This is a genomic window from Pseudoalteromonas sp. 1_2015MBL_MicDiv (assembly GCF_002407505.1).
GTDB lineage: Bacteria > Pseudomonadota > Gammaproteobacteria > Enterobacterales > Alteromonadaceae > Pseudoalteromonas > Pseudoalteromonas fuliginea.
Window position 1 is genome coordinate 3,561,055 of record NZ_CP012737.1, and the last position, 15,617, is coordinate 3,576,671.

Here is a 15,617-nt window from a genome sequence, read left to right on the forward strand (position 1 = left end):
ACATTGCAGCTAATTAAATTAGAAAAACAAGGTAAAGCCCGTATGTCTAATACAAACAAAGCAACATCAACCAAACCTACCAAGTCACACTTAAGTTCATTACAACTAACCGAGCAACACAAAGTACAAAGCCAAGATCGGATCATTCAACGACGCAATAAGCTAATTGAACGATTAGAAGTACAAAATGGTGAAACTATTTAATGGTATCGTAGTGTTCAATTACTCTAACAATGCGGTCTAAGAATGGTTTGAAACCATCAAAGTTGATTGTTGATTTTTGAGTAGACACGACTTTCTGAGCAAATATTTGTTTACTATATTCTTTAGTCTTATCAAAGTCTTTCTCAGGGTTAAATGTCTTATTATCAACTTGTATTTGTCTGGTTGCAACATCGAATAAATCTTCAATCATGGTCTTAGGCTGATTATTCATAGGTGTTAAAACAATATATAAATTGTGAAAAACATGAATAAAGTCAGCATTACGGAAGTCATGTTTCTTTAATGGGGGAGGTAATATAATTGCTGGTTGAACTTTCTTTAGTTCTTTCTCAATGCAATCAAAACCAGAGTCATTATCTAAAAGTATAATGACAGGATGCTGTGGTTTAGGGGCATCATAGTATTCATATTGTTTATCAAATTTAGAAATAAAATAATTTAGATATGATGTACCACCATATAGCTGCAATAAAAAACGCGTGCGTTTGGTATATTTTAAAATTTTAATAAGTAACTTATATTCTGTTTTATTACTTTTGGAATTTAATGTTTTATTAGCTAATGTAGGGTAGCCAGTCATTAAGCGATTAATCGCTGATTTTAAATAAACATTATCTGTTTTACCTTCACAGATAATAGTGGGTTTATCATTTCCGTAAAATAAGCGGTAATATAAAAATCGGCTAAATGTTCTTTCTCGACCACTTAATAGTTTACTGGTGTTATGACCATGCTTAGATGTTGCGTAATTGTGATTTATGGGTACGGCTTGGCGCAGACGATTATAACTATCAACTTGGTCAATAAAATTAAGCTGACCTTCTAATTCATTAATGTTGCCATCTTCGACTTTATCATTAACAGTTTTTGTAAATTTACCGCTTTTGAAAAGCTTATTACATTGTGACCTAACTGTTCGCCAGTATTCTTTTTTTGTATTCGGCTTTTTGTTCACGATTAAGCCTGTAACATCTTGTCTTGAATCTTTATATTGAATTCGAGTTTTCACATTATTAATTGAAAATCCAGCGCGCTTTATTTCAAAGCTTAACTTCTTACTTGGAGTAAATTCCCCGCTCAGTTCAGACATAATATTGGACGGAAAGGATTTCTTTCGAGTCGAAAATGTAATGTCATCAGCGTACCGAGAGTAAGTGCAAGAATTCTTCTTTGCTAATGAAGCTAAACGTATATCTAAAGAATGAGTTATTAAATTAGTGATGACAGGTGAACAAGGGCTTCCTTGTGGTAATTTATTATCATAACAAGCTATTTGTGCAATCACGGTTGCTATGGCAGGATCAAGCTTGAAGTGGTCATTTTTAATAAAAAAACCTCTTACTCGCCCAAAGTTAAAACTATCGAAAAAGTTACTAAGATCTATATTTAGTACGTTTTTTTGCCCTAAATGCATCATAGCATTGGTAATGATTGATCTGTTCCTAACAAAACCATGGGATAGAGATGGTTGTTGTTTAATTTTGGCGCTGCCAATTTTAACTTTAAGAATTGGTGAATACATGATTTTATCGTTAATATTCTTAAAAGCTTCAGCTTCAGGAAATTTAGCTTTATTGATTTCATCGATAGAGTCGAGAAATAAAATCGATAGCTTTTTTTGTAGTGTTTTTAATTTTCCATTGGGTGAGCTAATGATTCTCTCGCCACCATTTTTTTTAGGAATTTTAAATTGTGTATACTGAGTATGCGGTTTAATAAAATATAAAGTATATGTTAAAAATGAGGTCTTAACACCGAGTAGGGCTGCTAACTCTTTTTTAGTTGTTATTTTTTTTAATGCTTCTAACTTCGTCATTAATTTAAAAATTCCCTTTAAATTGATGGTTTATGGGCACTCCTACACATTTAACAATAGTAATGATCATAAAGTACAGCTAATCATCATAAAGGTAATGTCAACGACATTTTTTTCACTGATCGCGAAACGCGACCCAAAATCTGCCCATAAACCAAAATAAAGTATGTTGTTTATTCTTTATTAAATCAATAGCTAAATTCATTAATGTTTATAGTTTGTCTATAAGGTACTACTTGCTAGAATAGCCTGAGTGGTTGATTTATAGACAAGGCGATAAATAGAAGGGGGCGAAAGCGAGCCTTTTTGAGTTCTAAGTAAGTATCATAGGTTGGATCTTAAGAAAACTTGAAGTTGAACTCTGTTAATGATCAAATAGTTACGCCAATAAAAACATGACTAAAAACAGAGTTCACATGCAGATTAACCAAGTTTCAAACCAATTAAAAGCCCTTATCTCAGAAAAACACCTCATTGAGCTTGCAAAAACCTCTGGATTTCAAGTTCGACACAGTTGCCTGTCGATCGTTTCTCTGCTCAAAGCCGTATTTAAAAGCTTATCTTGCCTGCAAGACGCTAACTTGTCAGATATCCATCAAAACTTGCGAACGCAGGCTAATTGCACGATAAGTTATAAACCCTTTCATAATCAAATTCGAAAACCAGCCTTGACTGAGCTTGTCCGTGAGCTCGTTATTCAAGCGATGTCTAAATTGACTGTAAACACGCTGGATAAAACCTTTTTTACCCAGCGAGGAATACAGCGAGTGTTATTGCAAGATGGTTCTTCATTTGCTCTACATGATGAATTAGCGCAGGTTTTTGCTGGTCGTTTTACTGCTGTAAGTCCTGCCGCAATTGAGTTGCACGTTACCTATGACCTATTTAATGAACAACCCTGCGAAATAGATATTCGTCCTGATGTTGAAACTGAGCGCGCCTTTTTACCAGGTAGCCACACACTTGAAGATACGTTATTACTTGCTGATGCTGGGTATTTTGACTTAGATTACTTTGAGCAAGTAGCTCAAGATGGCGGATATTTTTTGATCAGAGCAAATAAAAACATTAACCCAATCGTTACATCAGCTTATTGCGCGGGTATAGAACTTAAAGAAAAGAACATTAAAATCAAAACGTTACTCGATAAATTCGCAAGCCAACCACTTGAATTAACAGTACGTTGGAAGAAAAATGGGCCCGAGTACAGGCTTATCTATTTACCGAATGAAAAGCGCCCCGTTTTCCTTGTTACTAATTTAAAAGAGGCACAGTTTAGCTTTGACGAACTACTCGATATATATGCAACTCGTTGGCAAATTGAGTTGTTTTTCAAAGAACTAAAGTCATGGAATAATCTTAAAGGGTTCATCACACGAGATCCTCATATTGCCGAATCATTGGTTTGGCTGAGCATACTGCAAACACTTATCAAGCGTTTTATCTGCCATAGTGCAGCGGGTATGTTTAAGTGTGCGATCTCGACATTTAGAGCGAGTAAGTGCAGTTATCTTTGGTTGGATGATATTCTGGATTGCATAGAACAAACACGGTGCAGCCATAAGATACATCGTGTATTTGAGCTACTAGCGGTAAATTGTAAGCGGCAAAGCATTGAGAAAAACAATGATATTTGCCGTTTTAAGATAGGAAGTCACACGGTCTGTGTTCCTTAAGAACTAAGCTATGAAGTAAGTATAAATTACAATTTTACGTCCACATCCTAATATTTATGCTCATACTTTGTATTTTTTTCGCAAATAAAGTTAGGGGTACAAGGAAGGGTATTCTTTGTGCTACCTCAAAATTAGTTGTTTTAGATCAGCTTATTACGTTATATCGAACGGCATGATGTGATAAACATCACCGTTTAAGCACCTCGCTTATATAAAAAACCAGCTTCGGCTGGTTTTTTGCCTTTTGGTATAGAAATCATTAATATTGTTTAATTTATACCCATACCTAAGTTACGTATAACTCAGATTTATATTAAATGGATTTATTAAGTAATAACACAATATTCATATTCTTTGTTTTTGTTGCCCTTGTGACTGGGTTATTTTCATTCGTAGTTTGGGCTATGCTCAAAATGGTCACGTGGGGTAAAAGTATGTCTAAGGGGGCTTATTTATTTTTAGCATTCTTTCCGCTTATTTCTATTATTCCTATCCCACCGCCTACATACGAAAATGTACAAAAAGCAAAACAAGAACAAAGAAAACGCAAAGAAGACTCAGGTGATCCACCCGATAATGATGACGAACTCGCAAGTTAATTAATATCATATACTGCGGGCATATACCCTGCGTAATCGTTTACTAAATATGATAAAAAGCAGACTTATTTAATAGTACGGAGTGAGCTAAACATGACTAACGTTCAACAGCATATTGGCAGCATTGCATTAGTTGTTAAGGACTACGACGATGCCATTGAGTTTTATACTCAAAAGCTCAACTTTGAGTTAGTCGAGGATACTGATTTAGGAGATGATACTGATTTAGGAGATGATAAACGCTGGGTGTTAATTTCACCTCCAAATTCAAACGGGACTAGTTCAAACGGGACTAATTCGAGTAGGACTAATCTACTGCTTGCTAAAGCCACAACGCCCGAACAAATGAGTGCTATTGGTAACCAAACAGGTGGTCGCGTGTTTTTATTTTTGCATACCAATGACTTTTGGCGAGATTATAATTTAATGCTTTCTAAAGGCGTTACATTTAACGAAGAACCTAGAGCAGAACCCTATGGCACCGTAGTGGTTTTTGAAGACTTATATGGTACAAAGTGGGATTTACTGCAGCTTAATAATTAGTTATGTAAAGTGACGCTTAAACTCACGTCACTTTATTTACTAATTCTCTTACAATTGGAAATAAATCACTGGGTAGCATTCCCCTTTGCCCGTCTCGCTCACTTGCGATATCACCGGCTTTAGCATGCAGTGTTACACCATAGCGTGCTGCTTCATCAATAGTTAAACCTTGAGCAAGTAAAGCACCAATAATACCGGTAAGTACATCGCCACTGCCGCCAACTGCCAGTGCTGGGTTGCCATCTTCACACACCCACGTGTGCTGGGCATTATCTATTAATGTTCCTGCGCCTTTTAATACACAAGTCGCGTTATAGCGCTTGGCGCAAAGGCGGGAATAATTAAAGCGGTCTGATTCTATTTCGCTGGTGCTAACACTTAGCAGTCGTGAAGCTTCGCCTGGATGTGGCGTAAGTACGCATTGCTCTAACATATATGATGAAGCTTGCTTAGCGAGTAAATTAAGGGCGTCTGCATCTATAACCAATGGCATTTTATTGTTTTGGCAATATTGCATTACTTCATCGAACGTTTGTTGTGCCCATTCATCTTGCCCAAGTCCTGGGCCAATAACAACGCAACTTGCCCACCCTAGCGCTTGATGTAAGTTATTACTGCTTACCATAAGCTCTGGTCTGCCAATACTAATAGGCGTTATTGAGCTTTCGTGTGTATACACTCTTACCATGCCAGCACCCGTTCTAAGAGCTGCTTCACTACTTAACCTAATTGCACCTGCAGTACCTTGATTGCCACCAACACATAAAAGTTTACCGTGGCTGCCTTTGTGACTATTGATTGCCCGCGTGGCTATTCCTTTAAAGCTATTAATATTAACAAGGGTTCCGGAAGATTGAGCGATACAAGTAAACGCATCGCCAATTGCTAAGTCATCAAATACTAACTTACCGCTATATTGTTTACCTGCCGTCGTTGTGAGCCCTTGCTTTATACCTACAAAAGTAACGGTTGAAGTCGCTTGTACTGCACATCCTAAAGGCTGTCCTGTATTTGCTTCAATGCCTGATGGAATATCAATGCTTATTACGGGCTTACCACTGTTATTTACCGCGTTAATTATATTCGCAAAATTATCGCGCACGGCGCTATTAAGGCCAGTACCAAGGAGCGCATCAATAACGATATCGCACTCATTGAGAGCATCTTTTGTAAAATGAGAAACCACCCCACCCGCTTCTATCCATAGCTGCTGCGCTTTTGCAGCATCACCTTTTAATGTTTTTTCGGGTTCAGCAGCACATACTGTTACATTTTTACCTGATTGCTTGATCAGCCTAGCTACAATGTAACCGTCTCCAGCATTGTTACCATGGCCAACAATGACTAATGTATGCTGCGCATCAAATAACTGCCATTGCTTATATACAGCCTCTCCTGCACGCTGCATTAGGGTAAATAAATCACAATGACTATTTTTAGCAGCTAAAGCTTCATTGTCTCTCACTTGCTCGGCGCTAAATAGAGTTTGGTTCAACATAAATATTCCCCTTAACTGGCTCTAATTTTACTTTATCAAGACTCAAATCTATCGGCTAGATTAGTAATTAATTTTTTGTATTTTATGTAGCTGTGTTAGGAGGTAAATATTTAAATAAAAAGCCACTCTGGAACAAAGGTAGGAATACCGCTTTTATATGGCACTTTATTTTAGACATTAAAAAGCCCGAAACTAGGCTCGGGCTTTTTGGTAATAATTAGCTAGGCTAATAATTACGCTTTGAACGTTGCTACAAAGTACCTACGCCTAAGGTAAGAGCGCCACCTTCATATGACACTTTTCTTCAGGCATTAAAAAAGGCCACCTGAGTGACCTTTTTATAACAATTAACTTAAAAGTTAATTATTACGCTTTGAACGTTGCTACAAAGTACCTACGCCTAGGGTAAGAGCGCCACCTTCATATGACACTTTTCTTCAGGCATTAAAAAAGGCCACCTAAGTGACCTTTTTATAACAATTAACTTTAAAGCTAATTATTACGCTACGATAGTTGCTACAACACCAGCACCTACAGTACGGCCACCTTCACGGATAGCAAAACGAAGACCTTCATCCATCGCGATTGGTGCGATTAGAGTTACTGTCATCTTGATGTTATCACCAGGCATTACCATTTCTACGCCATCTGGTAACTGTACGTCACCTGTTACGTCAGTTGTACGGAAGTAGAACTGTGGACGGTAACCTTTGAAGAATGGAGTATGACGACCACCTTCATCTTTAGAAAGTACGTATACTTCTGAAGTGAATGTAGTATGTGGGTTGATTGAACCAGGCTTAGCTAGTACTTGACCACGTTCAACGTCTTCACGCTTAGTACCACGTAGAAGTGCGCCGATGTTTTCGCCAGCACGACCTTCGTCAAGAAGCTTACGGAACATTTCAACACCAGTACAAGTAGAACGAGTTGTATCATTGATACCAACAATTTCTACTTCGTCATTGATGCGGATGATACCAGCTTCAACACGACCAGTTACAACAGTACCACGACCCTGGATTGAGAAAACGTCTTCGATAGGCATGATGAAAGGCTTATCGATGTCACGCTCTGGCTCTGGGATGTAAGAATCAAGTGCGTTTGCAAGCTCAACAATCTTATCTTCCCACTCTTTCTCGCCTTCTAACGCTTTAAGCGCAGAACCAGCGATTAGAGGTAAGTCATCACCTGGGAAATCGTATTCTGAAAGAAGTTCACGAACTTCCATTTCTACTAGTTCAAGTAGCTCTTCGTCATCTACCATGTCACATTTGTTCATGAACACGATGATGTAAGGAACGCCAACTTGACGAGAAAGAAGGATGTGCTCACGTGTTTGTGGCATAGGGCCATCTGTCGCAGCAACTACTAAGATCGCGCCGTCCATTTGAGCAGCACCAGTGATCATGTTTTTAACATAATCGGCGTGACCAGGACAATCTACGTGTGCGTAGTGACGTGAAGGAGTATCGTATTCAACGTGAGACGTTGAAATAGTGATACCACGTTCGCGCTCTTCAGGAGCGTTGTCGATTGATGCGAAATCTTTAGCAACACCGCCGTATACTTTTGCAAGTACGTTAGTGATTGCTGCAGTTAGTGTAGTTTTACCGTGGTCAACGTGGCCGATTGTACCAACGTTTACGTGCGGTTTTACGCGTTCAAACTTTTCTTTTGCCATCTTAAAAAATTCCTAATAAAGAAATTAAAGCCTGACTCACTATTGAGCCAGACAAGCTAAAATTATATAACAGCGCGAGCTGAAATTATTGTATCTGCAACATTTTTAGAGGCTTCAGCGTACTTCACAAACTCCATAGAGTATGAGGCACGGCCCTGAGTTGCAGATCGTAAAGCAGTCGCATAACCAAACATTTCAGAAAGAGGAACCTGCGCATTAATTTGCTTAAGCCCACCTAATGCATCTTCCATGCCTTCGATTATGCCGCGACGACGGTTTAAGTCGCCAACTACATCACCCATATTTGAATCAGGAGTGAGTACTTCAACCTTCATTACTGGCTCTAAAAGTACAGGGTTAGCTTTAAGCGCCCCATCTCTCATTGCCAGTGAACCTGCTATTTTAAATGCCATTTCATTCGAATCTACATCATGGAATGAACCATCATATAAAGTCGCTTTAACGCCAAGTAATGGGTAGCCTGCCAGTACACCTTGAGACATTTGCTCTTGGATACCTTTGTCTACCGCAGGGACGAACTCTTTAGGAACAGAACCACCTACGGTTTCGTTAACGAACTCGTAAATTGGTGACTCATCATCCGTAATATCCATCGGTTCAAGTTTAATCCAAACGTGTCCATATTGGCCACGACCACCTGACTGACGTATAAACTTCCCTTCAACTTTAACAGTTGAACGAATAGCTTCTCGGTATGAGACCTGCGGCTTACCAACGTTACATTCAACACTGAATTCACGTTTCATACGGTCGACGATGATATCTAGGTGAAGTTCACCCATGCCAGAGATTATAACCTGGCCTGATTCTTCGTCAGTTTGTACGCGAAAAGAAGGGTCTTCAGCAGCTAGTTTTCCTAGCGCGATACCCATCTTATCTTGGTCAGCTATAGTGCGAGGCTCAACCGCAATAGAGATTACTGGTTCAGGGAATTCCATACGCTCAAGCGTAATAATAGAATTCGGATCACACAGTGTTTCACCTGTTGTTACGTCTTTAAGACCAATAGCTGCCGCGATGTCGCCTGCGAAAACTTCTTTGATCTCTTCACGAGAGTTTGAATGCATCTGTACGATACGGCCAAGTCGCTCACGCTTACTTTTTACTGGATTATATACCGTGTCACCCTGTTTAACAGTACCAGAGTAAACACGGAAAAAGGTCAAGGTCCCAACAAACGGGTCTGTTGCAATCTTAAAAGCGAGTGCAGCAAACGGCGCTTTATCATTAGCCGGACGTTCTTCCTCAGTACCATTTTCTAAGATACCTTGGATTTGTTTCACTTGTTCTGGTGACGGCATATATTCAACAACGCCATCAAGCACAGCTTGAACGCCTTTGTTTTTAAATGCGCTACCACAAGTAACTGGAACAATCTCATTAGCTAATGTTCGTTGACGTAAAGCATTTTTAATTTCTGCTTCACTTAACTCTTCACCTTCTAAGTATTTATCCATTAGTTCTTCTGAGGCTTCAGCAGCGCTTTCAACTAAATGAGAGCGCCATTCTTCAGCCAATTCCAGAAGCTCTGCCGGTATTGCCTCATAAGAGAAAGTCATACCCTGGTCCGCTTCGTTCCAGTTAATCACTTTCATTTTTATAAGGTCAATAACACCTTTAAAGTCGTCCTCAGCGCCTACAGGCAACTGAATTGGAACAGGCGTTGCTCCAAGACGAGATTTCACCTGGCTAACCACAGCTAAGAAGTCAGCGCCCGTGCGATCCATTTTATTTACGAAGATCATTCTCGGAACTTCGTATTTGTTCGCTTGACGCCAAACTGTCTCAGTTTGCGGCTGTACACCAGATGAAGCACAAAGAACAACTACCGCACCATCTAGTACGCGTAAAGAACGCTCTACTTCGATAGTGAAATCTACGTGTCCTGGAGTATCAATAATATTGATACGATGGGCGTCAAATTGAGCATCCATCCCTTTCCAAAAACACGTTGTTGCAGCAGAAGTGATTGTGATACCACGCTCTTGTTCCTGCTCCATCCAATCCATAGTTGCAGCGCCATCATGTACTTCACCGATCTTATGAGAAAGACCCGTGTAGAACAGAACACGTTCTGTTGTGGTGGTTTTGCCTGCATCTACGTGAGCAACAATACCTATATTACGATAGCGCTCAAGTGGAGTTGTACGTGCCATATGATCCTCTTAAAGGTTAAAGACAGATTACCAACGGTAATGAGCGAATGCTTTATTCGCTTCAGCCATACGGTGAACGTCTTCACGTTTCTTAACCGCAGTGCCTTTATTATCAGAAGCGTCAACGATTTCTTGAGCTAAACGTAAGCCCATAGATTTTTCGCCACGCTTACGTGCAGCGTCTACTAACCAACGCATACCTAATGCGTTACGACGAACTGGACGTACTTCAACTGGTACTTGATAAGTTGAACCACCAACACGGCGAGATTTAACCTCTACCTGTGGGCGGATGTTATCAAGTGCAGTTTCAAAGATTTCTAGGTGCGACTTGCCTGATTTCTCAGCAGCCACGTCTAGCGCACCATAAACAATTTTTTCAGCAGTAGATTTCTTGCCGTCTAACATCACGATGTTAACGAATTTAGCAAGAAGTTCCGATCCGAACTTAGGATCTGGAAGAATTTTACGTTGACCGATTACGCGTCTTCTAGGCATTTTGTATCTCCGGTTTATTCAGGTTTGCTCTTTCGAGTCAATCACCCAAAACAATAATTATAAATATTTAGTGCTTGGCCTTACTAACGGAATACAATTACCCTTTAGGGCGTTTTGCACCGTATTTAGAACGAGCTTGACGACGATCGCTAACGCCTGCACAGTCAAGTGCACCACGAACAGTGTGAAAACGCACACCTGGTAAATCTTTAACACGACCACCACGGATTAGGATTACACTATGCTCTTGAAGGTTATGACCTTCACCGCCAATGTATGAAGTTACTTCGAAACCGTTAGTTAAACGTACACGTGCTACTTTACGTAACGCCGAGTTTGGTTTCTTAGGTGTAGTTGTATATACGCGAGTACATACACCGCGCTTTTGCGGACACGCTTTTAGTGCAGCTGAGTTACTTTTCGTAACCTTGCTACGGCGTGGCTTACGCACTAGCTGGTTAATAGTTGCCATTTAAATAGCTCCTGAAATTAAAATTACTACTGAAAAAAATAAAAAATCCGCCCTTTATTTACGAGCCTGCATTAAGCACACAAGTAAATGGGTGGCGGAATTTTAATGAGCAAAGTTTAACCTGTCAACCTAAACTAATCGCAAGACAGCATATAACTGCCTTACGATTACTTAATCTATTGATTAAGAACAGTTTATTGATTTCCAGACAAATCAGCATTTAGAGCGTCTGTAAGTGCTTGAGTTGCCTCTTCTGCACTTACTGTTTGCTCTTCTACGACTACTTTGCTTTGTTTACGGCGAGCCATACGTTCTTGATGATACGCAAAACCGGTACCGGCTGGGATCAAACGACCCACAATTACGTTTTCTTTAAGACCGCGAAGCTCATCGCTCTTACCATTCACTGCCGCATCTGTAAGAACACGTGTTGTCTCTTGGAAAGACGCTGCAGAGATGAAAGATTCTGTTGCTAGTGATGCTTTTGTGATACCCATTAATTGGATTTCAAACTTAGCTGGGATCTTACCTTGTTTTTCAAGGTCACGGTTTGCGATATTAACGCGCGCCACTTCGATTTGTTCACCAGCTAAAAAGTCAGTATCACCACCGTGTATAATGGTACATTTACGTAACATTTGACGGATAATTGTTTCAATGTGCTTGTCATTGATCTTAACGCCTTGCAAACGGTAAACCTCTTGCACTTCGTTAACGATGTAGTTAGCAACATGAGTCACACCACGTAAGCGTAAGATGTCATGTGGTGATTCAGGGCCATCGGCGATAACTTCACCTTTAGACACTTGCTCACCTTCAAACACGTTAAGTTGACGCCACTTGTGAATCATTTCTTCGTAATGATCACCTTCTGGTGGAGTAATAACTAAACGCTTCTTACCTTTAGTCTCTTTACCGAAGCTAATTGTACCAGTTACTTCAGCTAATATAGCTGGATCTTTTGGCTTACGAGCTTCAAATAAGTCGGCTACGCGTGGTAGACCACCCGTGATATCACGAGTTTTCGAACCTTCTTGCGGAATACGTGCTAACACGTCACCTGGGTTTGCTGTAACGCCGTCAATTACTTCAATCGTTGTGAATGAAGGAAGACGTGTTTCTTGCAAGCCGCGCTCTTCACTTTCGATGATAAGCTTTGGTTCTTTCGTATTTACTTTAGCAAGGTCTTTAACAACTACACGGGTTAAACCAGTTAGTTCATCAGTCTGTGCTTCAGTATTTGAGTCATCAATATCGCTGAACGATACTTTTGATTTATGCTCAAGAACGATTGGGTGACTATGCGGGTCCCAAGTAGCAACGATGTCGTTACCTTGAACTTCTGCATTATCTTTAACTGTTAATACCGCACCGTAAGGTACTTTATAACGCTCTTTCTCACGGCCATGGCTATCGATGATAGTAATTTCCGTTGAACGCGAAGTAATAACAATCTTATCGTCTGTATTTAATACATATTTAGAGTTATGCAGTTTTAACGTACCGTTAGTTTTAACTTGTACATTATTTTCTGCAGACGCTCTAGATGCTGCACCACCGATGTGGAAGGTACGCATCGTAAGCTGTGTACCTGGCTCACCGATTGACTGTGCTGCGATAACACCTACTGATTCACCAGCGTTGATGATATGACCACGTGCTAGGTCACGACCGTAACAGTTAGCACAAACACCAAAGTCATTATCACAAGTGATAACAGAACGTACGCGAACTTCATCTACTGAATGCTCTTCTAAAAGATCACACAGTTTTTCGTCTAGCATGATATTACGTTCAACAAGCACTGTATTAGTACCTGGAATTACAATATCTTCAGCAACAACACGACCTAAAACACGTTCGCGAAGCGCTTCTACAACATCACCACCTTCAATAAGCGGTTTCATTGTTAAGCCATCTTCTGTGCCACAGTCATCTTCATTGATTACCAAATCTTGTGCAACGTCTACTAGACGACGCGTTAGGTAACCCGAGTTTGCTGTTTTAAGTGCTGTATCGGCAAGACCTTTACGCGCACCATGCGTTGAGATGAAGTACTGAAGTACGTTTAGACCTTCACGGAAGTTAGCTGTGATTGGAGTCTCGATGATTGAACCATCTGGACGTGCCATTAGACCACGCATACCCGCCAACTGACGAATCTGTGCAGCACTACCACGAGCACCTGAGTCGGCCATCATAAACACTGAGTTAAATGACGGTTGCTCTACTTCTTCACCCTTTGCATTGATAACTGTGTCTTTCGACAAGTTAGACATCATTTCACGTGATAAGTTTTCGTTTACACGTGACCAGATATCGATAACTTTGTTGTACTTTTCACCAGCCGTTACAAGACCTGATTGGAATTGTTGGTTGATTTCAGTAACTTCAGCTTCAGCTGATTCAATTATCTGTGCTTTAACCGGTGGGATAACTAAGTCATCAATACCGATAGAAACACCTGACTTCATTGCATAATGGAAACCGGTGTACATAACTTGGTCAGCAAACACAACAGTGTCTTTAAGGCCTAGACGACGGTAACACTCATTCAATAAGCTAGAAATCTGCTTTTTACCAAGCGGCTGATTGATTGACGCAAACGGCATACCAGTTGGTAAAATTAGAGACAAAATTGCACGACCGACAGTTGTATCGATAACAGTAATAGTATCTTCTACTACACCATCTTCGTTTTTAACTGATTGGCTAATACGTACTTTCACGATTGCGTGAAGGTCTGCATTGCCACTGCGGTATGCTTTTTCTGCTTCTTTTGGATCTTTAAATATCGCGCCTTCGCCTTTAGCGTTAATGCGGTCACGAGTCATGTAATAAAGACCCAATACAACATCCTGTGAAGGAACGATGATTGGCTCACCATTCGCAGGAGATAGAATGTTGTTTGTTGACATCATCAATGCACGAGCTTCAAGCTGCGCTTCGATTGTTAACGGTACGTGTACCGCCATTTGGTCACCATCGAAATCGGCGTTGTACGCCGCACATACTAATGGATGCAAATGAATCGCTTTACCTTCGATAAGCACAGGCTCAAACGCTTGGATACCCAAACGGTGAAGTGTTGGTGCACGGTTAAGTAATACCGGATGTTCACGAATTACTTCGTCAAGTACATCCCATACTTCCGGAACTTCACGTTCTACCATTTTCTTAGCTGCTTTGATCGTCGTAGCCATGCCGCGACGCTCTAGTTTGCCATAGATGAATGGTTTGAATAGCTCAAGTGCCATCTTCTTAGGAAGACCACATTGGTGAAGCTTAAGTGTAGGACCTACTGTAATTACAGAACGGCCTGAATAATCTACACGCTTACCAAGTAAGTTCTGACGGAAACGACCTTGCTTACCCTTGATCATATCAGCAAGAGATTTAAGAGGACGTTTGTTAGAACCTGTAATTGCACGACCACGACGACCGTTATCAAGTAGCGCATCTACCGCTTCTTGTAACATACGTTTTTCGTTGCGTACAATAATGTCTGGTGCTGCTAAATCTAGTAGACGTTTAAGACGGTTATTACGGTTAATAACACGACGGTAAAGGTCATTTAGATCAGATGTCGCAAAACGACCACCGTCTAATGGTACTAATGGACGTAGATCAGGTGGCAATACTGGAAGTACTGTCATGATCATCCACTCAGGGTTATTACCTGATTGGTGGAACGATTCCATTAACTTAAGACGTTTAGTGATTTTTTTACGCTTAGTTTCAGAGTTAATTGTTGGTAACTCTTCACGCATCTCAGCAATTAATTGAGCAAGATCAAGTTCACGAAGCAAGTCTAAAACTGCTTCAGCACCCATCTTCGCTTCAAACTCATCACCGTGCTCTTCTAGTGCATCTAGGTATTCTTCTTCACCTAATAGTTGACCACGCTCAAGCGTTGTCATACCAGGTTCAGTCACTACGAATGATTCGAAGTAAAGAACACGTTCAATATCACGAAGCGTCATATCAAGCATTAAGCCAATACGTGACGGTAATGATTTTAAAAACCATATATGTGCAACTGGGCTCGCAAGGTCAATATGACCCATACGATCGCGTCGCACTTTAGTTAGTGTAACTTCAACGCCACACTTCTCACAGATCACACCACGGTGTTTAAGGCGTTTATATTTACCACATAAACACTCATAATCTTTCACTGGGCCGAAAATACGGGCACAGAATAAGCCATCGCGCTCAGGCTTGAAAGTACGGTAGTTAATAGTCTCAGGTTTCTTTACTTCACCGTATGACCATGAACGAACCATGTCTGGTGAAGCAAGACCAATGCGAATTGCATCGAATTCTTCGGTCTTATTTTGTTGCTTCAGAAACTTAAGTAAGTCTTTCACCTTAGCTCTCCTGTCGGAGTTAATCTTGAGGACGGGTAATCTCGTCCCTACATTCTATT

General features: G+C 40.3%; 11 protein-coding genes. 4 read left to right on the forward strand and 7 right to left on the reverse strand.

The window, feature by feature from the left end; genetic code table 11:
* Positions 1-42 precede the first annotated feature (42 nt).
* Positions 43-204, forward strand: coding sequence for a hypothetical protein (locus tag AOR04_RS16000; RefSeq protein ID WP_157770554.1), 162 nt, complete (start codon positions 43-45; stop codon positions 202-204).
* Here the strand turns inward: AOR04_RS16000 and AOR04_RS16005 are convergent.
* Positions 197-2,041, reverse strand: a complete 1,845-nt coding sequence (locus AOR04_RS16005; protein ID WP_096793882.1) for a retron Ec67 family RNA-directed DNA polymerase/endonuclease — start codon at positions 2,039-2,041, stop codon at positions 197-199. The genes AOR04_RS16000 and AOR04_RS16005 overlap by 8 nt on opposite strands.
* A gap of 416 nt (positions 2,042-2,457) precedes the next feature.
* Between AOR04_RS16005 and AOR04_RS16010 the strand changes: the two genes are divergently transcribed.
* The 3 genes from AOR04_RS16010 to AOR04_RS16020 all read left to right on the forward strand — a co-directional run bounded on the left by AOR04_RS16010 (position 2,458) and on the right by AOR04_RS16020 (position 4,859).
* Positions 2,458-3,717: an IS4 family transposase gene (locus AOR04_RS16010; protein WP_157770555.1), complete on the forward strand. Its 1,260-nt coding sequence runs from the start codon at positions 2,458-2,460 to the stop codon at positions 3,715-3,717.
* Positions 3,718-4,121: 404 nt separating this feature from the next.
* A complete protein-coding gene (locus AOR04_RS16015; RefSeq protein ID WP_198403030.1) occupies positions 4,122-4,316 on the forward strand; it encodes a hypothetical protein in 195 nt (64 codons plus the stop codon).
* A gap of 93 nt (positions 4,317-4,409) precedes the next feature.
* Positions 4,410-4,859: a VOC family protein gene (locus tag AOR04_RS16020; RefSeq protein ID WP_096793884.1), complete on the forward strand. Its 450-nt coding sequence runs from the start codon at positions 4,410-4,412 to the stop codon at positions 4,857-4,859.
* Positions 4,860-4,881: 22 nt separating this feature from the next.
* Here AOR04_RS16020 and AOR04_RS16025 read toward each other — a convergent pair whose 3' ends face one another.
* From AOR04_RS16025 to rpoC, 6 genes are all read right to left on the reverse strand, one after another.
* Positions 4,882-6,357: an NAD(P)H-hydrate dehydratase gene (locus tag AOR04_RS16025; RefSeq protein ID WP_096793885.1), complete on the reverse strand. Its 1,476-nt coding sequence runs from the start codon at positions 6,355-6,357 to the stop codon at positions 4,882-4,884.
* Positions 6,358-6,856: 499 nt separating this feature from the next.
* Complete coding sequence (gene tuf / locus AOR04_RS16030; protein ID WP_008133488.1) at positions 6,857-8,041, reverse strand: elongation factor Tu; 1,185 nt, start codon at positions 8,039-8,041, stop codon at positions 6,857-6,859.
* A 62-nt stretch (positions 8,042-8,103) separates the two neighbouring features.
* Positions 8,104-10,218, reverse strand: coding sequence for an elongation factor G (gene fusA, locus AOR04_RS16035; protein ID WP_008133459.1), 2,115 nt, complete (start codon positions 10,216-10,218; stop codon positions 8,104-8,106).
* Positions 10,219-10,245: 27 nt separating this feature from the next.
* Positions 10,246-10,716: a 30S ribosomal protein S7 gene (gene rpsG / locus AOR04_RS16040; protein ID WP_010555004.1), complete on the reverse strand. Its 471-nt coding sequence runs from the start codon at positions 10,714-10,716 to the stop codon at positions 10,246-10,248.
* Between the two features lie 97 nt (positions 10,717-10,813).
* Positions 10,814-11,188, reverse strand: coding sequence for a 30S ribosomal protein S12 (gene rpsL / locus AOR04_RS16045; protein ID WP_002958885.1), 375 nt, complete (start codon positions 11,186-11,188; stop codon positions 10,814-10,816).
* A 194-nt stretch (positions 11,189-11,382) separates the two neighbouring features.
* Positions 11,383-15,558, reverse strand: coding sequence for a DNA-directed RNA polymerase subunit beta' (gene rpoC, locus AOR04_RS16050; RefSeq protein ID WP_008133458.1), 4,176 nt, complete (start codon positions 15,556-15,558; stop codon positions 11,383-11,385).
* Between the last annotated feature and the right edge of the window lie 59 nt (positions 15,559-15,617).

What these genes read in the sequence shown, in the direction of transcription:
- AOR04_RS16000 (WP_157770554.1), top strand. Translation starts at nt 43, where the DNA reads ATGTCTAATACAAACAAAGCAACATCAACCAAACCTACCAAGTCACAC.
- AOR04_RS16005 (WP_096793882.1), bottom strand. Translation starts at nt 2,041, where the DNA reads ATGACGAAGTTAGAAGCATTAAAAAAAATAACAACTAAAAAAGAGTTA.
- AOR04_RS16010 (WP_157770555.1), top strand. Translation starts at nt 2,458, where the DNA reads ATGCAGATTAACCAAGTTTCAAACCAATTAAAAGCCCTTATCTCAGAA.
- AOR04_RS16015 (WP_198403030.1), top strand. Translation starts at nt 4,122, where the DNA reads ATGCTCAAAATGGTCACGTGGGGTAAAAGTATGTCTAAGGGGGCTTAT.
- AOR04_RS16020 (WP_096793884.1), top strand. Translation starts at nt 4,410, where the DNA reads ATGACTAACGTTCAACAGCATATTGGCAGCATTGCATTAGTTGTTAAG.
- AOR04_RS16025 (WP_096793885.1), bottom strand. Translation starts at nt 6,357, where the DNA reads ATGTTGAACCAAACTCTATTTAGCGCCGAGCAAGTGAGAGACAATGAA.
- tuf (WP_008133488.1), bottom strand. Translation starts at nt 8,041, where the DNA reads ATGGCAAAAGAAAAGTTTGAACGCGTAAAACCGCACGTAAACGTTGGT.
- fusA (WP_008133459.1), bottom strand. Translation starts at nt 10,218, where the DNA reads ATGGCACGTACAACTCCACTTGAGCGCTATCGTAATATAGGTATTGTT.
- rpsG (WP_010555004.1), bottom strand. Translation starts at nt 10,716, where the DNA reads ATGCCTAGAAGACGCGTAATCGGTCAACGTAAAATTCTTCCAGATCCT.
- rpsL (WP_002958885.1), bottom strand. Translation starts at nt 11,188, where the DNA reads ATGGCAACTATTAACCAGCTAGTGCGTAAGCCACGCCGTAGCAAGGTT.